This window comes from Kitasatospora sp. cg17-2 (assembly GCF_054031055.1).
Map to the genome: position 1 here is coordinate 1022350 of NZ_CM132923.1, position 22652 is coordinate 1045001.

Sequence of the window (22652 nt, forward strand, 5' to 3'; positions counted from 1 at the left end):
GTCCGGTGCCGTCAGCCGGCGGTGAGGGTGCGCCAGGGGCGGGTGCCGAGCTCGGCGGGGGTGCCGTCGAGGACGGCCGCCGTGCGGGTCGCCGGGTCCAGGGCGACGGTGGCGAGACTCGCCCAGCGGCGGCCGAGCGCCTCGGCCGGGTCGGGCAGGCAGGTGACGGGCGGTTCGCCGGGGCCGGTGACCAGGCAGCGGGCGAGCGCCTCCGAGGTGTCCGGGAGCGGCCGGAGACGGGCGAGCCGGGCACGGACGAAGTCGTGGCGCTCGCCCGAGTCCGGCTGGTAGAGCCAGGACTTCTCCTCCGCCGCCGGTACCGGGGTCAGGAAGTGGTTGGTGCGCACCAGCAGGCCGCGCTCGTCCGGGGCGACCGCGAACACCCCCGCCGGGCTGAGGTCCAGCAGGGTGGCCTCCGTCCCGTCGAAGAGCGCGAACGAGCCGGAGGAGGCGAGCGGCGCGCCGCGGACCAGGTCGACGGCCTCGGCGACGCTGCCGGCCTCCGCGAGGACCACCGCCGCGAGCACGTGCACCGGCACACCGCCGACGCCGTCGCGGGCGTGCCCGAGGATGTTGAAGTGCAGGGCGAGGCCCGCGCTGTTGATCCCGATCTTGCCGAGGATGCCGTCCTCGGTGAGGCCGACGACGGTGTGCCGTCCGCCCCGTGACTCCAGGGTGTGCCAGTGGGCGCTCAGTTCGACGTGCCAGTCCCAGGTCTGGACGCCGAAGGTGCGCACCACTGCGGCGGGGCCGTCGGTGCCGCCGGGGCCGTCGGTGCCACCGGTGCCACCGGGCGGCTCGGTGGTCCGGCGCACCAGCGTGGTGCACTCCCCCGGCGGGACGGTGGCGCTGCGGGCGAGGATCTCGGTCCGGGCGTTGAGGGCGGCGACGCGCCAGGGGTCGAGCCCGGCGCCGTGGGCGATGCCCTCGATCTCGGCGCGGGCGCCCGGGCGGAACTCCCCGACGGCGTCCAGGGCGCGTTCGGCGTCGTCACGGACCCGGTCGGGGGTGATGCCGCCGAGGGCGAAGAGGCGCTCGTACACGTCCAGCGCGGCGGGGAGGTGCGCGCGCAGTTGTTCGCCGCGGGCGGTGCCGCGCCGGTACGGGTCGACGGCGTCGACCCGGACGTGACGGCGGTGGTCGGGGCGGGGGATCGGCGTCGGGGTCACGGCTGCTCCTTCGGGGCGGTGACGGTGCCGGGGGCGGCAGCGGCGGGAGTGGGGGCGAGGCGGGGGTGGAGCTGGACCGCGCCGCCGACGACGGTCGCGAGCACCGGGTTCACCGCCTGGGCCCCGGGGTCGAGGTCCAGCGGGTTGGCGGCGAGGACGGTGAGGTCGGCGGTGAAACCCGGGGCGATCCGGCCGAGTTCGCCGTCCGCCCCGGCGGCGTGGGCGGCCGCGACGGTCATCGCCCGGTACGCCTCGCGCGCCGTGACCGCCTGGCCGGGCTGCACGGGTGCGGCGTCCGGTTCCTCGACCGGGCGGCGCAACTGGCAGTCGGCCAGGCCGACCCGCGGGTCGCCGGGACCGATCGGCCAGTCCGATCCCAGGGCGACGACGGCGCCGTGGTCGAGCAGGTCGCGGGTGCGCCAGCCCCGGGCAGCCCGCTCGGGGCCGATCCGGCGGGACCAGTTGTCGGTGCCGTCCGCACGGGTCTGCCGGGTCGCGTGGACCGGCTGCAGACCGGCCACCACGTCGAGGCGGGCGAAGCGGGGCAGCAGGTCGTCCGGGACGGATTCGAGGTGCTCGATCCGGTGCGGGGCGCGCGGGGCCCGGCCGGTCTCCTCGAAGACGTCCAGGGCGAAGCGCACGGCGCGGTCGCCGATGGCGTGGGTGGCGGTGGGGATGCCGCGTTCGGTGAAGAAGCGGACGGCGGCGCGGTAGGCGTCGGTGTCGCGCCAGAGCGGCTCGCGGTTCTCGCCGTGGACGTCGGGGTGTTCGAACCAGGCGGTGCCGTTGTCGGCCGTGCCGTCGAGCATGAACTTCACCCCGTCGACGTGCCAGCGCCGACCGCCCAGACCCTGGAGCCCGGCGATCCGCCGCCAGACGTCCGGGGTGGAGTCGGCGGGCACCAGCGGGGAGCAGCGCACCCGCAGCGGCAGCTCGCCCCGCTCCTCCAGGTGCCGGAACACCTCCTCGGAGGGCTCCCCGAAGTCGAGGGCGTGCAGTCCGGTGAGGCCGCTGCGGGCGAAGCGTTCGAGCTGCGCGCGGACATGGGCGGCGGCGGTGTCGAGCGGGACTTCGGGGTAGTGGGCGAAGACCAGGTCCATGGCCTGGAGTTCGAGCACGTAGCCGGTCGGACGGCCGGCGCCGTCGACCACGACGGAGGAGGCGTCGGTGAACGACTCCCGGCCGGTGAGGCCGGAGAGTTCGACGGCGCGGGGGCTGACGACCAGCGCGTGGGCGTCGCGGGTCAGCAGGGAGACCGGGCGCCCGGGGAGGTGCTCGGCGAGGAAGGCGCCGTGCGGTTCGCCGTCGAACACGTTGACGTCGAGGTCGAAGCCGGTGATCCAGTCCTCGGCGGGCCGACCGGAGGCGGCGTCGGCGAGGCGGGCGAGGACGTCGGCGAGGGTGACCGCGCCGGACAGGTCGACGCCGCTGCCGGTGGAGATGGCGCCCCAGACGGGGTGGGCGTGGGCGTCGACGAGGCCGGGCAGGATCGCGGCGCCCGGGAACTCGTGGACCACGGTGGCGGGGCCGCGCAGCGGGGCGAGGAGCTCGGCGGGACCGACGGCGGTGATCCGGCCGGCGGTGACGGCGACGCCGTGCAGGGGCCGGTCGCGGGCACTGTCGTGGGCGTCGGGATCGGGGTCGGGGCCCGGGTCGGGGTCGGGGCCGGGGTCGGGGTCGGTCAGCAGCTCGACGGTGCGGGCCAGGAGGATGGTGTCGGCGTGCACGGTGGGTTCTCTCGGATCGGGGCGGTGCGGGACTGCGGGTGCAGGTGAATGTCTGCGGCGGGGCGCGGCGGGGGGCGTGCGGTCCGGTCAGGGGCGCGGGATCGTGCCCAGCGCGCCGGTGGCCGCCCAATAGACGGCGGCCGCGACGGTCATCCCCGCCGGGACGGAGAGGTCGACACCGCCCGCGGCCGCCGCGATCGGTCCGGTCCAGAAGGTGGTGCGCACCCAGAGCCCGGCGGTGAGCGCGCCCGCGGCCAGGGCCAGGAAGCCGGCCCAGTGGACACCGCCGCGGTACCAGAACGGCCCGCCGCGTCGCTGGGCGAGCAGTTCGGGCCCGCTGTAGCGGTTGCGGCGCAGGACGAGGTCGGTCATCGCCACCGCCATCACCGGGCCGGTGACCACCACGACGAGCTGGAGCACGGTGCTGACGGCCGTGAGGAAGTCGAAGACGAGGATCGCGTAGAGCGTCATCGCCGTGCCCAGCACCCCGATGACCAGCACCGCCGGGATCCGCGCGAGCCGGACGCCCACCGACTGGACGGACAGGCCCGCGCTGTAGGCCGTCATGCCGTTGTTGGTCATGGTGTTGACGACCACCGCGACGACGAAGACCGGCACGAACCAGCCGGGCAGCACGCCCTCCAGCGCGGCCTCCGGGTCGGTCATGTCGAGTCCGGTGGCGGCGAGCGCGCCGACCGCGGTGAAGACCACGCTGGGCAGGTACGCCCCGAGCGCCGTCCAGCCGGCGACGGCGACCGGGCTGCTGTCGCGGGGCAGGTAGCGGGCGAGGTCGGGACTGTTGGTGTAGGACAGCGGCGCGGAGGCCACCAGCGTGAACCCGGCGCCGAGCGCGGCGGCCAGCGCGGCGCCCCGCAGCGGCTCGGCCGGAGCGTACGAGAGGTCGGCGGCGGCGAGCACGTACCCGGTGACCACGGCGAAGACGGCGGTCAGCGCGACGCTCAGCCCCGTGTAGAGGCGCACGATGAGGCCGTACCCGAAGATGGCGATCAGCAGGGTGCCGGCCGCGATGACGCAGATCACCGCCGCGTCGACGGCCGGGGAGGCGGGCAGACCGAGCCGGGCGGCGAGACCGATGCCCGCCACCGAGGCGGCCGACCAGTTCAGGGCGAGGTAGGCGGCCGCGATCAGCCAGCCGGTGACGACCACCACGGCGCGGTTGCCGCGCACGCCGTACAGGGCGCGGGAGACGACCGACCCGCTGGTGCCCGCGACGGGACCGGCGGCCGCGACCACGCCCGTGCAGATCCAGACCAGGTTGCCGACCAGGACCACGCCGAGCGCCTGCGGGAGGGTGAGGCCCATCAGGACGAGCGCGGCGCCGACGACGAAGCTGAGGTAGCTGACGTTGGGCGCGGCCCAGACGGCGAACAGGTCGCGGGGGCGCCCACCGCGCTCCTCGTCGGGGACGAGGTCGATGCCCCTGGCCTCGGGGCCACCGGCGCGCGGGGCGGGGGCGGGGGCCGCACCGTCGGAGCCGGAGCCCGGTCCCGGGCGGGGGGCCGACCCGGCGCGGGCCGATCCCGCGCGGGCCGATCCCGCGCGGGCCGACCCGGCGGACCCGGCCGAACGGGGGTCGTCGGCCGGTCTCGGGGCGGGGGTGGAATCGGTCGGTCTCATCAGGGCCTCTCGGGTCGGTCGAGGAACCGTCCGCCGGCCGTTCCAGCCTTATTGGTCGGATGGCCAACAACGTGTTGGGCACACATCCAATAGCGTGTCCCCCATGACGTCAAGACCTCAGGGCGCCCGCACCCGCAAGCCCCCCGTCGAACGCCGCGCGGAGATCCTGCACACCGCCGCCCGGATCGCCCTGGACGAAGGCCTGGAGCGCATCACCCTGCGCCGCGTCGCCGACGAGCTCGGCGTGCGCCCCGGACTCATCGGCCACTACTTCCCGGCCGCCGACGACCTGGTGACCGAGGCCTTCGCCCACGCCGCCGCCCAGGAACGCGACGCCCTGCTGCCACCCGGCGCCCACGAGGCGGACCGCTCCCCCACCGCCCGGCTCGCCGGCTTCCTGGTCCGCCTCACCGGCGCCGACTGCCTGGACCTCAGCCGCCTCTGGCTCAACGCCCGCCACCTCAGCCGGTTCAAACCGGGCCTGCGCGCCACTGTCCGGGAACAGGAGTCGCTCACCCGCACGGCACTGACCGGACTGGTGGAGGAGGGCGTGCGCCGCGGCGAGTTCCGCACCGACGACCCACTCGGCGCGGCCCTGCACATCCTGGTCACCGTCGACGGCCTCGGCGCCTACGCCAACGACGACATCGACGGCGACAGCAACGACGAAGGCGGAAGCGACGACCTGAACCACCCGGCCCTCCAGGACCTCGCCCTCACCGTCGCCGAACACCGCCTCGACCTCACCCCGGGCCTGTTGCGCGCCGCCGCGATCTGAGACACCTGCCCCTGGGCACCGCCCCGCCGCCCGACGCCCTCCCGACCGGGCCGACGGCCACGCTGTCGAGGGCGGGGTCGTCCGTCCCGGCAGAGATCGCACGGTCGCCACGAGAACCGACAGGCCTTGCGTCCGCCGTAAGACCCTAATTCTTGTGGTTCTAGAGATCGTTGAGTGATTGTGGAGGGCCTTGTTGAGCGCCGGGTCCCGGACGAGTTGTGGGGGCTGTTTCGACGAGTGGTGGCGCCGACGGTCGTTCAGCGTCCGCAGGGTGGCGGCCAGCGGCGGGTCGGTGACAGTGAAGTGCTGGCCGCGATCGTGTTCGTGGCAACCTCGGGCTGTACCTGGCGTCAGCTCCCACCAGTCTTCGGGGCCTGCTGGCAGACGGTCTACCGGCGGTTCGCGCCGTGGAGCCGGGAACGGGTATGGATCTGTATGTAACGGGTCGTCCTGGACGAGTTCGGCACCCAGGCGAGCTGGACCGATCACGGTGCGCCATCGACTCGGTGAGCATCCGCGCCCTCAAAGGGGGGCCACTGACCGGACCGAATCCCGACCGACCGTGGCAGGAACGGGTCGAAGATCCACCTGATCTGCGACCGCAACGGGCTGCCGATCTCGCTCGCCGTCTCCGCAACGAACCTGCACGACAGCCAGGCTCTGGAACCCTTGGTGCTGGGCATCCCACCCATCCGCTCTCACCGCGGCGCTCGTCGACGCCGCCCGGCCAAGCTCCACGGGGACAAAGGCTACGACCACGACCACCTTCGGCGAAGGTTGCGGTCACGCGGAATCGTCCCGCGCATCGCCCGCCGTGGAGTCGGGTCCTCCCAACGTCCGGGCCGTCACCGCCGAGTCATCCAACGCACGATGTCCTGGCTCGGCGGATGTCGTCGCCTGCACCGGCGCTACGAGCGCAAGGCCGAGCACTTCCTCACCTTCGCCGCCATCGCCGCAGCCCTGATCCGCTACCGCCGCCCGGGCCGCGCCGGCGGGAAGGTCCGGTCAGGCCGAGACAGGTCCGACGCTGCGAACCCAGACGGGAAAGGGTGCGGCCTCCGGCTCGGGCGCGGTCTGCTCCGACTGATCGTGCTCGTCCTCACGGTCCGACCGGGCATCCACGCCCGGCTCCTGGTCGCTCAGGAAGCCCTCAACGACAGTACGGAGATCGTCCGAAGGCACGTAGGCGCCGCCGAACGGCAGTTCGTCAGAGGCCACCGACCCGGTCGAGCACCGGAGCTGCTCGGCTTGCTCGTCGTACCACACGTAGAACGTCGCCACCCCTGCGAAGCCCATCTCACCGATGCGGAGCCGGATGCCTTCGGCGGTCCGCTCAAAGGCGGCAACCACCTCCGAGACCGACAGGGCCCGCCTGTCCTCATCCTCCGCACTCAGCCACCAGGTGTTGGTCTCCCACTCCACCCTCCGGTCGGTCGGCTCCAACACCAGCGGTTCGTCCGCCACCTCGGCGATCCATGTCAACAGCACACCAAGAAGTATCCCAGCACACCTCAGGCACCAGAAAGCACCAAGGGAAACGACATCCAAGGCCGTCGTGCTGGTCGCAGTCATCGGGGAGTGACTGCGACCAGCGCCTTCCCGTCGGTCGGCGGCCTCCCCGGCGCCGGGGACGCCTCGCCCTCACCAGAGCCGCTGCTCGCAGTGCGAACCGGACAGTTGCCGCTCTGCCGCTCGCCCTTGCCGACGCGGACGAGGTACTTGCCGAAGGACTCGACCGGCTCGGCGGCGGCGGGAGTCACACCGGTCGTGGTCGTACAGGTCGACGGGGGTGGCACCGTCGACGAGGAACAGCTCGGCGTCGCCAGGGCTGTCGGCGACAGCCCTCGCCGAGAACCCGCAGGTCACCGCCTCGGTGCCGACGCTCGTACGCGGAGGGCGGGGGCGATCCCGGCGACCTCGGCGAAGGAGTCGAACCGGTCGAGGAGATCCGCACTGCGGTGCTCCTTCGACCACAACCTCCCGCACCGAGCCGCACCCCCGGCCCCCGGCGGGGGCGCGCGCTCCCGTGACCGCGAGACCGTCGCGCTCCCGCGCGCCCTCGGAGCGGTCTGCCGGAGGGCTGGGCGAAGGGGCGCCGGGGTGGGACGGTGTCCGGTCTCGGGAGCCGAGCAGGAGGAGACGGGGGCGCGGAGCATGACAAGACGTTGGCTGGTGACGGGGTGTTCGACCGGGCTGGGCCGGGCACTGGCCGGGGCGGCGGCGGAGGCCGGGGACCAGGTCCTGGCGACCGCGCGCCGGGTGGAGACCCTGGACGGGCTGGTCCGCGAGCACCCCGGCCGGGTGCTCGCGCTGCCCCTCGACGTCCGCGACCCCGAGCAGTGCGAGCACGCGGTCGCGACAGCGGTGAAACGTTTCGGCGGACTGGACGTCCTGGTGAACAACGCCGGGAACGGTGTGTTCGGCACCGTGGAGGAGGTCGGCGACCAGGAGCTCCGCGACCAGCTGGAGACGCTGGTCGTCGGGCCCTGGCGGCTCGCCCGGCTGGTGCTGCCGGTGATGCGGGCGCAGGGCGGCGGGCTGGTCCTGAACGTCTCCTCGCTCGCCGGCCGGACGGCCTTCCCCGGTCTGGCCGCCTACGTCACGGGCAAGCACGCGCTGGAGGGCATGACCCAGGCGCTGGCCGCCGAGACGGCCCCCTTCGGCATCCGGGTCGCGGCGCTGGCCGCGAGCGGCTACGCCACCCACTACGGCGGCTCGGTGACCGACGCCGCCGGCCGTTCCGCCGCCTACCGCGCGAGCACCGAGCCGATGCGCGAGCAGCTGCGCGACATGGCGGCCCTGCCGGACATCGGCCGCCCCGAGGACTTCGCCCGCGAGGTGCTCCGCCTCGCCGACACCCCCGGCCCGCTGCCCGTCCGGATCCCGATCGGTCCCGGCAGCTTCGAGCACCTCAGCGCCGCCGCGCACGCCACCCACGCCGAACTCGCCACCGCCCGCGCACTGCTGGAGGAACCGGGCCCGCGCCAGGACTGACGGCCGGTCCGCCGACTCCCGGCAGCCGTCCCGCGCAGCACCCCGATCAGCACCCCGATCAGCGCCCCGATCAGGTCACGAGCAGCGCCCCGACGGGTTCGGCCGCTGTTCAGCGGGGCGTGGCCCGGTCGATGACCTCCGACCAGATCGGGTACCTACCGTCGGGGGCCGGACCACTTCCGGGAGCGAACATGCACGACAACCACGAGTCCGGGCACCCCTGCGAGTGCCCGCGCACCGCCGAACTCGACGGGGACGGACCCGCCGCGGCCGGGCGCCGCCGGTTCCTGCGCGGGGCGGGCCTGCTGGGCGCCGGGGTCGGCACGGCGGGGCTCGGCCTGCTCGGCGCGGCGCCCGCCCACGCGGCCGGCCCCGGACCGGCGGCCGGCTCCGACCCGTCCGGCACCGGCGCGGCAGGGGCCAAGAAGCCCGCCGGGAAGCAGCGTTGGCAGCCCGACCCGGACGCCCGCCGGTTCACCCTCGTCGTCATGCCGGACACCCAGTACCTGTTCGACCAGGACCGGATCCACCCGGCGCCGGTCGAGGCCGCGATCCGCCACGTGCTCGACGGCGGGGTCAACCGGGAGGACGGGACGGACGACAACATCGTCTTCCTGGCCCACCTCGGCGATGTCACCGAGAACGGGCTCCCCGCCGAATTCGCCGCCGTGAGCAAGGTGTTCGGCCTGCTGGACGACGCCGGCGCGGCCTACGGCGTGCTCGCCGGCAACCACGACATCCGCTCCTCCACCGACGACCGGCGCGGCAGCACCCCGTACCTGGAGACCTTCGGCCCGGCCCGGGCCGCCCGCACCTCCGGTTACCGCAGCTCCAGCCCGGACGGCTACAACACCTGCCACATCGTCACCGCCGGCGGCCGCCCGTGGATGCTGCTCTCGCTGGACTGGCGGCTCTCCGACGCGGGCTTCGCCTGGGCCAACGCGGTCATCGCCGCCAACCCGAAGGTGCCGGTGATCCTGACCACCCACGAGCTCGCGTACGCCGACGACGGCGGCCGGGCCGAGCTGTCCGACTACGGCCGGCAGCTCTGGGAGCGGCTGATCAGCGGCAACGACCAGATCTTCCTGACCGTCAACGGCCACTACTGGCCGCCCGGCCGGACGGTGCTGACCAACAAGGCCGGCCACGACGTGCACGTCCACATCACCAACTACCAGGACCGCTACTACGGCGGCGCCGCGATGATCCGGGCGTACCGCTTCGACCTGGACCGCAACACCGTCGACGTGTCGACCTACTCGCCGTGGATCCAGGAGATCGCGGCCGAGGAGCGCAACCCCCTGGCCGCGCAGCAGGTCGAGCTGACCTCGGACGTGGACCGCTTCTCGCTCTCGATCGACTTCGACCGGCGCTTCGCGGGCTTCGCGCCCGTCCCGGCGCGCCCCGCCCGCCGTCCCGCCGAGCTGCTGGTCCGGGACACCGCCGCGTACTGGCGGTTCGAGGGCGGCGGCGACGGCACCGCGGTCACGGCCCGGCAGGTCGTCAAGGACCTGACCGGGCAGGGCAACGACCTGTACCCGCAGAGCTCGCCCGGCACCCCGGACGGCGGGCTCACCTGGTCCTCGCAGCACCACCCGGACCAGCCGGGCCACGGCAGTCTGCTGTTCAGGGGCACCCGCTCGCCGGTGCGCGGCACCTACCTGCAGACCGCGCCCAACGCCCCGCTGAACCGGGAGACCTTCGAACGCGGCTTCACGGTCGAGGCGTTCTGCAAGCTGCCCGCCGACTGGGACTCCGGCCAGAGCCGCTGGTCCGCCCTGCTCAGCCGCTGGGGCACGGCGGCGGAGGCGGGCCGGAGCGGCCCCGGAACGGACGCCGACGAGCCCGTCGTGACGCTCAGCCTGTCCGAGGCGCCCGCGCTCCAGTGGTGCGTCTACCCCGTCAACCAGACCGGGGCGTCGACCTGTTGGGGCCACCAGCTGCCGCTGGACCGCTGGTGGCACGTCGCGGTCGTCAACGACGGGAAGCTCAGCCGGATGTACGTGGACGGCTGCGAGGTGGCCCGCAACCCGGCGACCCCGGCCGTGGGGCTGGCCACCCTCGGCCGCCCCTGGATGGTGGGCGGCTACGCGTACGCGGGGGTGCTGGACAAGGTGTTCCACGGGTACATCGGCGATGTCCGGATCGTGCGGCGGGCCCTGCGGGTGAAGGAGTTCATGACCGGGTGACGGGGCCGGGCAGCGGGAGCCCGGGGAGCGGGAGGTCCGGTCCGGTGCGCGGAATCGCCCTCGGGACCGGCTGCGGCACCGGAGCCGCAGCCGCCGGGGCGTCCGCTCCCCCGCCCGCCGTCCCCGTCCCCGCGCCCGTCCCCGCGCCCGGGGCGCACAGCGTCTTGGCGACGAGCGAGCCGACCGGTTCCGCGCCCCCCGAGCCGTCCCGGCCGACGAAGGGGTTGTACGACAGCGCGAACTGCCGCTTGCCGTCCCGGCTGCCGAGCAGCAGGGTCCCCCAGCCGGCGAGGCTGCCGTCGTGGCCCCAGGCCGCCTCGCAGCCCGGCCCCAGGTCGAGCCGGAACACGCCGAGCCCGTACCCCATGTCCGGGTCCGTGCTCGCCACCGTGTCCGTCAGCGCCGACATCTCGGCGGGCCGCAGCAGCTTCCCGCCGAACAGCGCGGCGTGGAAACGGTCGAGGTCGGTGGTGGTGGAGATGCCGTTGCCCGCCGCGTCCACCACCGAGGGGTTCAGCCGGGTGATGTCGGCCGGCCCGGCCGGCAGGTCGAGGTACGCGTGGGCGTGCGGACCGCCGAAGCCGGTCCCGGAGCCGGGGAAGACGGTGTCCTCCAGGTGCAGCGGCCGGACGATCCGACGCTCCACCTCCTGCTGCCAGGCCCGGCCGGTGACCTTGCGGACGATCATCCCGGCGAGCACGTAGTTGGTGTTGGAGTAGTGCCAGCCCTGCCCGGGCGCGAAGTACGGCGGGTGCTCCGCGGAGACGGCGGCGAGCTGCTCCGGCCGGTAGTCCCGGTAGCGCCACGTCCCGTGCGCGTAGTCCTCCAGCTCGGCCTCGTTCGTCACCAGGAAGCGGGTGTCCTCGGTGTAGTTGAACAGGCCGCTGGTGTGGTTCAGCAACTGCCGGACGGTGATCGCGGCGCCGTTGGGGACGACCCCCGGCAGGTGGCGCTCGACCGGGTCGTCCAGCCGCAGCCGCCCCTCCCCGACCAGCTGGAGCAGCACCGTCGACACGAAGACCTTGGTCACGCTGCCGATCCGGAACCGGCCGTCCGCCTCGGCCGGCCGCCCGGTCGCCAGGTCCGACACCCCGGCGGCGCCCCGCCACGGGGAGCGGCCGACACCGCGGATCTCGGCGAGCGCGGCGGTCGTCCCGCCCCGCTCCACGAGGTCCCGCAGCTCCTGCTGCCCGTCGACCCGAGGCCGACGCTCCGCCGAACCGCCCTCGCCACCGGCCGCCACGGCCGCCGTCGGGGCGAGCGCGAGGACGGTGGCACCCGCCAGGGCGACGGCGGCGAACCGCGCCCCGAGCCGCCCGCGCCGACGGTCCGTCCGAACCCGAACACTGGTCATGGTGCCCCCTCCCGGCCCGGCCCTCGGGCCGCCGGGCCCAGGATTTCAGCCGCCGCGCGCCTGCGCCTCCTCCTCAGGGGGTGATCGGCGGTCCGCCCCGGGGACAGGAGGACCAGCCGAACGGCGGGGGCCGACCACCGGCCGACGGCCCCCGACCTCCCGGCCCCCGCCGTCCCGTCAGACCGCCCGGCGGCGCAGCACGGTCAGGGCGACCCCGAGGGTGAGCAGCGCGGCGACGGCCGGCAGCAGGTCGATCGCCCGACTCCCCGTCGGCGGCAGTACCGGCGGGACCACCGGCGGCACGACGGGAGGCACGACAGGAGGCACGACCGGCGGGACCACCGGGGGCACGACCGGCGGCCGCACCGGCGTCTCCGTCCCGCACCCCGGCCCGGACGGCTCCTCGCAGTTGGCTCCCGGCGTCCCGGAGGTGACCGCGTTGCGCAGTGTGCGCTCCCCCGTGAGGTCGGTCCGGACGGTGACGGAGTAGCTGACCGTGACGGTCCGCCCGACGGCCAGGCCCCCGCGCCAGGTGAGCCTGGGCGCGCTCCAGTCGAGCGTGCCGCCGTCCGCCCGGGCGTCGCCGTTCCACGTGGCGGCGTCCAGGACCCCGCTCAGGTCGTCGGTGAAGGCGGCCTCCTCGTAGGCGGCGGCGCCGGTGTTGGTGACGGTGACCCGGTAGTGGACCGCCTCGCCGGGCCCGGCGTCGGCGGGGGTGACGGTCTTGACCAGGGCGAGGGAGCGGATCGGGGTGGTGGTGGCGCAGTCGGGGTCGACGGCCGCGCGCCGGCGGTCGCCCATCGGCAGCGGGCAGTTGGTGCGGTCGGGGCTGGTGACGGTGTTGCGCAGGGTCCTGTCGCCGGTGGGTTCGCGGGTGACGGTGACGGAGTAGGTGATGGTCGCGGTCGCCCCGGCGGTGAGGGTGCCGGTCCAGGTGAGCGCGGGCGCGGTCCAGTCGAGGGTGCCGCTGTCCGCCCGGGCGTCGCCGTTCCAGCGCGCGTTGCCGAGCACGCCGCCGAGGTCGTCGGTGACGGAGGCGTCGCGGTAGGTGGTTCCGCCGGTGTTGGTGACGGTGACGGTGTAGCGGACGGTGCCGCCGGGGGTGGTGACGGTGGGCGCCGCGGACTTGCGGACGCGCAGCAGCGGCGCGGGGAGGATCTCCCGGCAGGCCGGATCGGTCGAACCGGCCTCGCAGTTGGAGCCGCTGGCGGTGACGGTGTTGGTGAGCCGCTGGTCCCCGGCGAGGGTGGCGGTGAGGTGGTAGGTGACGGTGGCCCGCTCCCCCTTGGCGAGGGTGCCGGTCCAGCTGAGGAGCGGCGCGGCGTAGCGGACGGTCCCGGTGTCGGCGCGGACGTCGTCGTTCCAGGTGGCGTCGTCCAGCACGTCGGTGAGGTCGTCGGTGAAGGAGGCGCCGGGGTACGGGGCCTCGCCGGTGTTGGTGACGGTGACGGTCCAGGTGACGGTGTCCCCGGCCTTGACGTCCTTCGGGGTGCCGCTCTTCTCGATCCGCAGGGCGGGCAGCGGGGTGACGGTGCCGCAGTCGCCGTCGCAGGTGGCGTCGGTGGGGCCGGTGACGGCGTTGCGCAGCACCTTGTCCCCGGCGGGCGGGCTGCCGACGGTGACGCTGTAGGTGATGACGACGGGGGTGCCGGGGGCGACGTCGCCGGTCCAGCCGAGGACCGGCCGGGCGTAGTCCAGGGTGCCGGCCGTCGCCCGGGCGTCGTCGTTCCAGGTGGCGTCGTCGAGGACGCCGGTGAGGTCGTCGCGGACGGTGGCCCCGGTGTAGGGGGCGGTGCCGGGGTTGGTGAGGCGGACGGTGTAGGTGACGCGGCCCCCGGGCACGGGGTCGGCCGGGTCGGCGGTCTTGCGGAGGGTGAGTTCGGCGACGGGGGTCTCGGTCCCGCAGCGGCCTTCGCAGGTGGCGTCGGCGGGGCCGGTGACGGCGTTGCGCAGCACCTTGTCCCCGGCGGGCGGGCTGCCGACGGTCACGCTGTAGGTGATGGTGGCGCGGGCCCCGGCGGGGAGGTCGCCGCTCCAGTGCAGCCGGTCCGCGCGGCGCTCGACGGTGCCGAGGGTGGCCGTCGCGTCGTCGTTCCAGGTGGCGTCGTCGAGGACGCCGGTCAGGTCGTCGGTGAAGGAGGCACCCGGGTAGGGGGCGGTGCCGGGGTTGGCGGCGGTGACGGTCCAGGTGACCTTGGCGCCGGGGCGGGCGGTGGCGGGGTCGGCGGTCTTGGTGAGGACGAGGCGGGCGACCAGGGTTTCCGTGCCGCAGGCCGGATCGGTGCTGCCGGACTGGCAGTTGGAGCCGTCCGGGCCGGTGACGGCGTTGCGCAGCCGCTGGTCCCCGGTGGGCGGGGAGGCGACGGTCACGGTGTAGGTGACGGTGGCGGAGGCCTCCTGGGGGAGGTCGCCGGTCCAGCTGAGGCGCCGGGCGGCGGGGTCGAAGACGGCGGTCCCGGTGGAGGCCGTCACCGCGTCGTCCCAGACGGCGTCGTCGAGCACGCCGCTCAGGTCGTCGGTGAAGGAGGCGCCGGTGTACGTGGCGCGGCCGGTGTTGGTGACCGTGACGGTCCAGGTGATCCGCTCGCCGGGCCGGGCCTCGGCGGGGACGGAGGTCTTGGCGATCGCGAGGGTGGCGAGCGGGGTCTCGGTGCCGCAGGACGGGTCGGTGGTGCCGGGCGGGCAGCTGGAGTCGGTGGGGCCGGTGACGGAGTTTCGCAGCACCTTGTCGCCGGTCGGGGGCTTGGCGACGGTCACGGTGTAGGTGACGGTCACGGTGGCGGAGCGGAGCACGTCGCCGGTCCAGCTGAGCCGTCGGGCGACGGGGTCGAGGGCGGCCGTTCCGGTGGAGGCCGTCACCCTGCCGTCCCAGGTGGCGTCATCCAGCACCCCGGTCAGGTCGTCGGTGACGGTGGCGGCGCGGTAGTCGGCGTCGGCGCTGAGGTTGGTGACGGTGAGGGTGTAGGTGACGGTGTCGCCGGGCCGCGCGGAGGCGGGGGCGGCGGTCTTGCGGACGCTCAGGGTGGGTCGGGGGATGACCGAGCGGCAGCTCGGATCGGTGGAGCCGGGCGGGCAGTTGGAGTCGGTGGCGGTGGCGGTGTTGCGCAGGTAGGTGTCCCCGGTGTTGGTGACGGTGACGGTGTAGGTGATGGTCGCGGTGGCGCCGACGGCCAGGTCGCCGGTCCAGGTGAGGACGCGGGTGGCGGGGTCGAAGGCGGTGCTGCCGGTGGTGGCGCTCGCGGTGCCGTTCCAGGTGGCGTCGTCCAGCACGTCGGTGAGGTCGTCGGTGAGCCGGGCGCCGGGGTAGGGCGCGGTGCCGTCGTTGGTGACGGTGAGGGTGTAGGTGACGGTGTCGCCGGTCCTCGGGTTGTCGGGCGCGCCGCTCTTGGCGACCTTGAGCGAGCGGACGTCGGTCTCCGTGGCGCAGGCCGGATCGGTGCCGCCTGCGGGGCAGTTGGTGCCGTCGGGGCCGGTGACGGCGTTGCGCAGCCGCTTGTCCCCCGCGGGCGGGCTGCCCACGGTGACCCGGTAGGTGACCGTGACGGTGGCTCCCGCCGGGACGTCGCCCCGCCAGGTGAGGCGGCGGGTGGCGGGGTCGAAGGCGGTGCTGCCGGAGGTGGCGGTCACCGCGTCGTCCCAGGTGGCGTCGTCCAGGACGCCGCCGAGGTCGTCGGTGAAGGAGGCGCCGGGGTAGGCGGCCCGGCCGGTATTGGTGACGGTCACGGTCCAGGTCAGCCGCTCGCCGGCGGCGACGGTGCCGCTGGAGGCGGTCTTGGCGATCGCGAGGGTGGCGAGCGGCGTCTCGGTGGCGCAGGACGGGTCGGTGGTGCCGGGCGGGCAGCTGGAGTCGGCCGGGCCGGTGACGGCGTTGCGCAGGACCTTGTCGCCGGTGGGCGGCGTCCGCACGGTGACCGAGTAGGTGATCACGACCGTCTGGCCGACCGCGATGTCACCGGTCCAGGTCAGCCGGGACGCCCCGGCGTCGTAGGCGGGCTGGGTGGGCGTGGGCGCGCCGCCGCTGCGGGCCGCGGCGTCGCCCCGGTAGTCGGCGTCGTCGACCAGGCCGGTCAGGTCGTCGGTGACGGTGACTCCGGTGCGGGCCACACCGCCGGTGTTCTCGGCCGTGACGGTGTAGGTGACGGTGTCGCCGGGCCGGGCCGAGGTGGTGGAGACGCTCTTGGCGAGGACGAGGCCGCTGATCGTCTCGTCCGTGGTGCAGTCCGGATCGGTGCTGCCCGCGGCGCAGTTGGAGCCGTCGGGGCCGACGGCGCGGTTGGTGAGGCGCCTGTTCCCGGGCGGCGGGGAGCCGATCCGCACCGTGTAGGTGACGGTGACGACGCCGCCCCGCGCGACGGTGCCGGTCCACCGCAGGGTGCGGTCGCCGGGGGTCCAGGTGACAGTGCCGGCCGGGGCGCCGTCGGCGGTGCGGGCGGTGGCGTCGTTGTTGTAGACGGCGTCGTCGACGACGTCGGTGAGGTCGTCGGTCAGGGTGGCGCCGGTCCAGTCGGCCGCGCCGTCGTTGGTGAGGGTGACCGTGTAGGTGACGGTGGAGCCGGGCTGCGGGGCCTCGGGGGACACGGACTTGCGGATCGCCAGCCGGGCGACCGGGACGTCGGTGGTGCAGGCGGGGTCGGTGGAGAGGGCGCCGCAGTTGCTGTCGGGCACCGTGACCGCGTTCCGCAGGACGCCGTCCCCGCCCGGTGGGTCGGCGACCCGGACGGTGTAGGTGATCGTCACCGTGGCCCCGGCCGGGATGTCCCCGGTCCAGCGCAGGGTCCGGTCCGCGGGGTCGTAGGCCGGACGGTTCGCGGTCGGGGTGCCGCCGACGGTGGCGGTGGCGTCGTTGTTGTAGGCCGCGTCGTCCACCACTCCCCCGAGGTCGTCGGTGACCACGGCGCCCGTGACGGGCACCACGCCGTCGTTCCGGGCGGTGACGGTGTAGCGGACGGTGCCGCCGGGCTTGGCGGTGGCGGTGTCGGCGGTCTTGGCGACCACCAGCCGGGCGGTCAGGTTGGGTGCGACCGCGCAGCTGGCCAGGTCGGTGATCGGCCAGGAGCCGCCGGACTCGGAGCTGATCCGCCCGGTCTGGTTGTCCTGGGCGTTGCCGCCGGCCACCTGGACCGAGACGCCGGTGCGCGGGTCGGCCCGGTAGAGCGCGCCGCCGTAGTAGCCGAGGTAGACGGCGCCGTCGAAGAAGGCCATGCCGTAGTTGTTGAAGCCGTTCCCGGCTCCGGCGCCGGTGATCCGGACGGCCTGGGCGGTGGTTCCGGTGGCGGGGTCGAGGCGGTAGATGTAGGTGGAGCCGGAGTACACGATGCCGTAGTACACGCCGCCGTCGACGTCGACGAAGATGTCCGGCACCAGGGTGCCGCCGGCGAACACCGGGTCGTTCGCCGGGACGGAGGTGAGGGTGCTGCCGCGCGACCAGGTGCGGGTCGCGCCGGTCGCCAGGTCCATCCCGAACAGCACCGGCGCGCCGCCGTTCTGCGCGCCGTAGAGCATGCCGGTGCGCGGGTCGGCGCCCAGGCCGCCCCAGTTGACGCCGCCCGGCAGGTTGCGGGTGGCGCCGCCGGCGATCTGGTCGGTGACCGTGTCGGTGCCGCTGACGTGCTTGTAGAGCTTGAGGTTCGAGGTGGTGTAGCTGGAGTAGAAGGCCGCGACCCGGCCGGTGTCCGGGTCGCGGCCCATCGCCATGTCCGTGGACCAGTAGTCCGGCAGGCCGCTGCCGACCCGCTTGCTGATCACGGTGTTGCGGACGGTCGCGGCGCCGGAGGCGTCGTTGGCGAACTCCATGCCGGAGCGGAAGTTGCTGTAGTACAGGTGGTCGCAGTCGAAGCTGGAGGGGATGTTCTGCCCCTCCACCGTCCAGCTCTGGGCGAGGGCGGGTCCCGCCCCGGAGAGCACGAGCGAGGGCAGCACGAGCAGCAGGGCGAGCAACTGGGCGAGCCTGCGCTCGACGGACGGACCGAAAGCGGCGAGAGGCCTCACGACACGACTCCTGTGGGCTGGCGGCGGCAGTCACAGAAAGTCACAGCATGAGCTGATCATCAAACACCCACTCCGACGGGTGATCGGATGATCACTCATCCGGCCGCGCCCTCGGAGGTCCGATCCCGGGCCGCGCTCCCCGAGGACGGCGGGAAGGAGCCCTCCCCGAGGCACTCTGGTGCCACCGGAACGGCTCTGGCAGCATCACCGCCGAGCCGGACACCGGTATAGACCACTGGGCGTCCCGGCTCTGTCGACCGTGTCCTGGAGCACCCAGAGGAATCCGAGGCCCACTGTGAAGACCTTACGGAACCGCATCTCCCATCTGCTGACGATCGTCCTGCTGGTACTGGGGATGGCGACCGCCGCCGGCGCGCAGGCCCACGCCACCCCGCAACGGCTCACCGGCAGCGCGACCATCTGCTCCAACTCCCCCATCCCCACGGGATGGGTCGTCACCAGCTCCTACAACAGCAGCAGCTGCGCCGGCACCGGCGTCGCCTACACCATCACCGACACGAGCAACCTGACCAGCCTCTCCGCCGTGTGCTCGATGTCGCCCGTCCCAGCGGGCTGGGTCATCACCGGTTCCTACAACGCCGGCGGCTGCCAGGGCACCGGCGTCGCCTACTCCCTGGTCAGGATCACGACGCAGAGCACCATCGTCATCTGTTCGATGTCGCCCATCCCCCAGGGCTGGGTCATCACCAACGCCTACAACAGCGGCGGCTGCCAGGGCACCGGCGTCGCCTACACCATCGCCTCCGTGGCCAACCTCAGCTCCGTCACGGCCTGCTCGCAGTCGCCGATCCCGGCGGGCTGGGTGATCACCAACGCCTACAACAACAGCGGCTGCGCGGGCACCGGCGTCGCCTACACCCTGGTCAGGATCACCACCCAGACCTCCCTGACCGTCTGCTCGCAGTCGCCGATCCCCCCGGGCTGGGTGATCACCAACGCCTACAACAACAGCGGCTGCGCGGGCACCGGCGTCGCGTACACCATCGTGAGCGTCGCCAACCAGACCTCCGTCACCGTCTGCTCGCAGTCGCCGCTCCCCCAGGGCTGGGTCATCACCAGCGCCTACAACAACAGCGGCTGCGCGGGGACCGGCATCTCCTACACCCTGGTGAAGATCACCACCCAGACCTCCCTGACCGTCTGCTCGCAGTCGCCCATCCCCCAGGGCTGGGTCATCAGCGGCTCGTTCAACAGCGGCAGCTGCGCCGGCACCGGCGTCGCGTACTCCATCCGGAAGGCCTGACCGGCCGCCGCCCCCGGTAGCCGCAGCCGACGGCCGGGAGGGCGGTGGGCACGCCTCCCGGAGGGGGCGTGCCCACCGCCGTCGGACGGGCCCGGGCCCGCACCCCGGACTCAGCCCCCCGGTCCGCTCCGGAGCAGCCAGAGCGCGGTGTCCGGCGGGAGCAGACGGTCTGTCAGAGGCGCGCTGGCGAGCAGGTGTTCACCGTCCGCCTCGACGGCGACCGGCCGCGGGGAGAGGTTGACCAGGCAGGTGAAGCCGGGCCCGCGGTCGAAGGCGAGGACACCCCCGGGGGCCCGTCGCCAGCGCAGGCCGCCGGCGATCCGGGTCCGGCGCAGCCGCAGGGCGGTGCGGTAGAGCTCCAGCATCGAATCCGGGTCCCCGGTCTGGGCCTCGACGGTGAGCGCCGCCCAGTCGGCGGGCTGCGGGAGCCAGGGCTCCCCGGCACCGGCGCCCGGGCCGCTGAAGCCGTACGGCGGCGCCGTGCCGGACCAGGGCAGCGGGACGCGGCAGCCGTCACGACCGGGGTCGGTGCCGCCCGAACGGTGGTGCATCGGGTCGCGGAGCCGGTCGAGGGGCAGGTCCTCGACCTCCGGCAGGCCCAGCTCCTCCCCCTGGTAGAGGTAGACCGAGCCGGGCAGGGCGAGGGTGAGCAGTGCGGCGGCGCGCGCCCGGCGGCGGCCGAGGGCGGGGTCGGTCGGGATGCCGAAGGCCTTGGCCCCGAAGTCGAAACCGGTGTCGGCGCGCCCGTAGCGGGTGACGGTCCGGGTGACGTCGTGGTTGGCGAGCACCCAGGTGGCGGGGGCGCCGACCGGCCGGTGCGCGGCGAGCGTGGCGTCGATCGAGCGGCGCAGCTGCGCCGCGTCCCAGGGGCGGGCCAGGAAGTCGAAGTTGAAGGCGGTGTGCAGCTCGTCGGGGCGCAGGTAGCGGGCGAACCGCTCGGCGTCGGGCACCCAGACCTCGCCGATCAGGGCGCGGGGCGGGTGGTAGGAGTCGGCGACCGCCCGCCAGGAGCGGTAGACCTGGTGCAGGTCGTCGCGGTCGACGTAGGGGTGCGGGCCGTCGGGGGCGAGGTCGGGCAGGTCCGGGTGCTTGACCAGCAGCCCGGCGGAGTCGATCCGGACCCCGGCGGCGCCCCGGTCGAACCAGAACCGCAGCACGGCCTCGTGCTCGGCGCGCACCTCGGGGTGGTCCCAGTTGAGGTCGGGCTGCTCGGCGGCGAACAGGTGCAGGTACCACTGCCCGTCGGCGGTCCTGGTCCAGGGGCGGCCGCCGAACTCCGACCGCCAGTTGTTGGGCGGGAGTTCGCCGTGCTCGCCGCGGCCGTCGCGGAAGTGGAAGCGATCGCGTTCGGGGCTGCCGGGCGGGGCGGCGAGGGCGGCGCGGAACCACGGGTGCCGGTCGGAGACGTGGTTGGGGACGATGTCGACGACGGTGTGCAGGCCGAGGCCGGCCGCCTCGGCGATGAGCTTCTCGGCCTCGTCGAGGGTGCCGAGGGCGGGGTCGACGGCGCGGTAGTCGCTGATGTCGTACCCGCCGTCCTTCTGCGGGGACGGGTACCAGGGGTTGAACCAGACGGCGTCCACGCCGAGTTCGACGAGGTGGGGCAGCCGGGCACGGATCCCGGCGAGGTCCCCGACGCCGTCGCCGTCGCCGTCGGCGAAGCTGCGCGGGTACACCTGGTAGACGGCGGCGTCGCGCCACCACGGCGGGGACTCGGGCTGCTGGGCCACGGAGGCCCTCCTTCGGGGTCGGGGGTTCGTCAGCCCTTGAGGCTGCCGGCGGTGAGGCCGGCCATGATGTTGCGCTGGAAGATCAGGAAGAACACGATCGTCGGGGCCGAGGCGATCGCCAGGGCGGCGATCAGGACGTTCTGCGGGACGCCCAGGGACAGCGAGTTGATGCCGGTGTTGAGCGGCTGGTCGCGCGGGTCGGGCAGGACCAGCAGCGGCCAGAGGAAGTCCTTCCAGACGTTGACCACGGCGAAGATCGAGACCACGCCGAGGATCGGCCGGGACATCGGCAGGACGACCGACCACAGGGTCCGCAGCGGTCCGGCGCCGTCGATCGCGGCGGCCGCCAGCAGCTCGTCCGGTATCGAGTCGAAGAACCGTTTCAGGAGGAAGATGTTGAAGGCGTTGGCGACGGTCGGCAGCCAGATCGCCCACGGGGTGCCGACCAGGTCGGCGTGGATCAGCGGCAGGTCGAGCACCGTCAGGTACTGCGGGACGACCAGCACGGCCGCCGGGACCATCAGGGTGGCCATCATCATGCCGAGGAGGAGCTTGCCCAGGAGCGGGCGGAGCTTGGAGAGCGCGTACGCGGCGGCGACGTCGAGGACCAACTGGAAGGCGAGCGCCCCGAAGGCGTAGACGAGGGTGTTGGACAGCAGCCGCCCCATCCGCAGCTGGCGCCAGGCCTCGGCGTAGGTGCCCGGGTGGAGTTCGTGCGGGACGAGCGTCGGTGGGCTCTGCACGACCTCGTGGGCCGATTTGAGACCGCCGGTGACCAGCCAGTAGAGCGGGCCGAGGAAGACCAGGGTGAAGCCGACGACGGTGACGGCGAGGACGGTCCGGTGGACGAGCCGACCGCGAGGCCGGTTGAGCTGGACGTCGGAGATCAGGGTGCGCACGGGCGGTCCTCAGTCCTGGTCGGCGTGGCGGGCGAGCCGGGTGTAGAGGCCGGAGAAGCCGGCGAGGACGAGCAGCATGACCAGGCCCAGTGCCGAGGCGCTGCCGTAGTTGTTGAAGTTGAACGCGTACTGGTAGACGAGGTGGACGACGGTGGTGGTCGAGCCCTCGGGGCCGTTGCCGCCGGTGAGCAGGTAGGGCTCGACGAAGACCTGCATGGTGGCGACGATCTGGAGCAGCAGGAGCAGGGAGAGGATCAGCCGGGTCTGCGGGACGGTGACGTGCCGGATCCGCCGGAACAGGCCGGCGCCGTCGAGTTCGGCGGCCTCGTAGAGCTCGCCGGGGATGTTCTGCAGGGCGGCCAGGTAGACCAGGGTGGCGCTGCCCATGTTCATCCAGGTGGCGGCGAGGACCACCGAGACCATGGCGGTGTCGGCCGAGTTCAGCCAGGCCGAGGTCGGCAGGTGGAGGAGTTCGAGGATCCGGTTGAACAGGCCGTGCCCGGGGTCGTAGAAGTACTTGAAGAGCAGCACCGAGGCGACCGGCGGCATCATCACCGGCAGGTAGACCAGGACCCGCAAGTAGGCCCGGGCGCCGCGCAGTTCGTTGAGCAGCAGGGCGACCACGAAGGGCACCGCGAAGCCGAGCAGCAGGGCGAGCACGGTGAACAGCAGGGTGTTGCGCCAGGCCTGCCAGAACGCGGGGTCGTGGACGATGCGGTCGAGGTTCTCCAGGCCGACCCAGGTGGTGCGGCCGCGCCTGGTCCGCTGGAAGCTCATCACCACTTCGCGGACCATCGGGTACCAGGAGAAGTACGCGAAGCAGAGCAGGGCGCCGAGCAGGAACCCGTGGGCGGTGAGGTGGTGCCGGACGCGCTGCCGCAGCCGGCCGGGGCGGGGGTGGTGGGCGGTGGCTGCCAAGGGG

Annotated in this window: 13 protein-coding genes and 1 pseudogene; 5 read left to right on the top strand and 9 right to left on the bottom strand. The window is 73.9% G+C overall.

Annotated elements, in window-relative coordinates; all coding sequences use genetic code 11:
• Positions 1–11: 11 nt before the first annotated feature.
• From ACW14Y_RS04020 to ACW14Y_RS04030, 3 genes are all read right to left on the bottom strand, one after another.
• Positions 12–1169: a C45 family autoproteolytic acyltransferase/hydolase gene (locus ACW14Y_RS04020; RefSeq protein ID WP_456985882.1), complete on the bottom strand. Its 1158-nt coding sequence runs from the start codon at positions 1167–1169 to the stop codon at positions 12–14.
• Positions 1166–2896, bottom strand: coding sequence for an amidohydrolase (locus ACW14Y_RS04025; protein ID WP_456985883.1), 1731 nt, complete (start codon positions 2894–2896; stop codon positions 1166–1168). Before ACW14Y_RS04025 ends, ACW14Y_RS04020 begins: the two co-directional genes overlap by 4 nt.
• Positions 2897–2983: 87 nt before the next feature.
• Positions 2984–4534: a purine-cytosine permease family protein gene (locus ACW14Y_RS04030; protein WP_456985884.1), complete on the bottom strand. Its 1551-nt coding sequence runs from the start codon at positions 4532–4534 to the stop codon at positions 2984–2986.
• Between the two features lie 103 nt (positions 4535–4637).
• On the opposite strand from ACW14Y_RS04030, the gene ACW14Y_RS04035 reads away from it, so the two are divergent.
• Positions 4638–5312 (top strand): TetR/AcrR family transcriptional regulator, encoded by a 675-nt coding sequence (locus ACW14Y_RS04035; protein WP_380393925.1) that lies wholly within the window; start codon positions 4638–4640, stop codon positions 5310–5312.
• A gap of 177 nt (positions 5313–5489) precedes the next feature.
• Positions 5490–6290: pseudogene (locus tag ACW14Y_RS04040) on the top strand (IS5 family transposase); the annotation flags it as partial.
• 27 nt (positions 6291–6317) lie between these two features.
• On the opposite strand, the gene ACW14Y_RS04045 reads toward ACW14Y_RS04040, so the two are convergent.
• Entirely contained in the window at positions 6318–6800 is a 483-nt protein-coding gene (locus ACW14Y_RS04045) for a hypothetical protein (RefSeq protein WP_456988056.1), read from the bottom strand.
• 666 nt (positions 6801–7466) lie between these two features.
• On the opposite strand from ACW14Y_RS04045, the gene ACW14Y_RS04050 reads away from it, so the two are divergent.
• Positions 7467–8306 (top strand): SDR family NAD(P)-dependent oxidoreductase, encoded by an 840-nt coding sequence (locus ACW14Y_RS04050; protein ID WP_456988058.1) that lies wholly within the window; start codon positions 7467–7469, stop codon positions 8304–8306.
• A gap of 191 nt (positions 8307–8497) precedes the next feature.
• Positions 8498–10495: a LamG-like jellyroll fold domain-containing protein gene (locus tag ACW14Y_RS04055; RefSeq protein ID WP_456985885.1), complete on the top strand. Its 1998-nt coding sequence runs from the start codon at positions 8498–8500 to the stop codon at positions 10493–10495.
• Here the strand turns inward: ACW14Y_RS04055 and ACW14Y_RS04060 are convergent.
• Positions 10482–11849 carry a serine hydrolase domain-containing protein gene (locus ACW14Y_RS04060; RefSeq protein WP_456985886.1) on the bottom strand — a complete coding sequence of 456 codons (1368 nt, stop codon included), beginning with the start codon at positions 11847–11849 and terminating at the stop codon, positions 10482–10484. The two genes, ACW14Y_RS04055 and ACW14Y_RS04060, sit on opposite strands and share 14 nt — an antisense overlap.
• Positions 11850–12026: 177 nt before the next feature.
• A complete protein-coding gene (locus ACW14Y_RS04065; RefSeq protein WP_456985887.1) occupies positions 12027–17837 on the bottom strand; it encodes a DUF7927 domain-containing protein in 5811 nt (1936 codons plus the stop codon).
• 295 nt (positions 17838–18132) lie between these two features.
• Here ACW14Y_RS04065 and ACW14Y_RS04070 point away from each other — a divergent pair, with 295 nt between their 5' ends.
• Entirely contained in the window at positions 18133–19101 is a 969-nt protein-coding gene (locus ACW14Y_RS04070; protein WP_456985888.1) for a hypothetical protein, read from the top strand.
• Between the two features lie 110 nt (positions 19102–19211).
• On the opposite strand, the gene ACW14Y_RS04075 is transcribed toward ACW14Y_RS04070, so the two are convergent.
• From ACW14Y_RS04075 to ACW14Y_RS04085, 3 genes are read right to left on the bottom strand one after another with little or no spacing between them, the layout of a single operon-like run.
• Positions 19212–20831, bottom strand: a complete 1620-nt coding sequence (locus tag ACW14Y_RS04075; protein ID WP_456985889.1) for a glycoside hydrolase family 13 protein — start codon at positions 20829–20831, stop codon at positions 19212–19214.
• 29 nt (positions 20832–20860) lie between these two features.
• A complete protein-coding gene (locus ACW14Y_RS04080; RefSeq protein ID WP_456985890.1) occupies positions 20861–21730 on the bottom strand; it encodes a carbohydrate ABC transporter permease in 870 nt (289 codons plus the stop codon).
• A gap of 9 nt (positions 21731–21739) precedes the next feature.
• Positions 21740–22648 (bottom strand): carbohydrate ABC transporter permease, encoded by a 909-nt coding sequence (locus ACW14Y_RS04085; protein WP_380305739.1) that lies wholly within the window; start codon positions 22646–22648, stop codon positions 21740–21742.
• Positions 22649–22652 lie beyond the last annotated feature (4 nt).

Bases quoted from the DNA above. Each gene is read 5' to 3' on its own strand.
- ACW14Y_RS04030 (WP_456985884.1), bottom strand. From the start codon at position 4,534: ATGAGACCGACCGATTCCACCCCCGCCCCGAGACCGGCCGACGACCCC.
- ACW14Y_RS04035 (WP_380393925.1), top strand. From the start codon at position 4,638: ATGACGTCAAGACCTCAGGGCGCCCGCACCCGCAAGCCCCCCGTCGAA.
- ACW14Y_RS04050 (WP_456988058.1), top strand. From the start codon at position 7,467: ATGACAAGACGTTGGCTGGTGACGGGGTGTTCGACCGGGCTGGGCCGG.
- ACW14Y_RS04055 (WP_456985885.1), top strand. From the start codon at position 8,498: ATGCACGACAACCACGAGTCCGGGCACCCCTGCGAGTGCCCGCGCACC.
- ACW14Y_RS04060 (WP_456985886.1), bottom strand. From the start codon at position 11,849: ATGACCAGTGTTCGGGTTCGGACGGACCGTCGGCGCGGGCGGCTCGGG.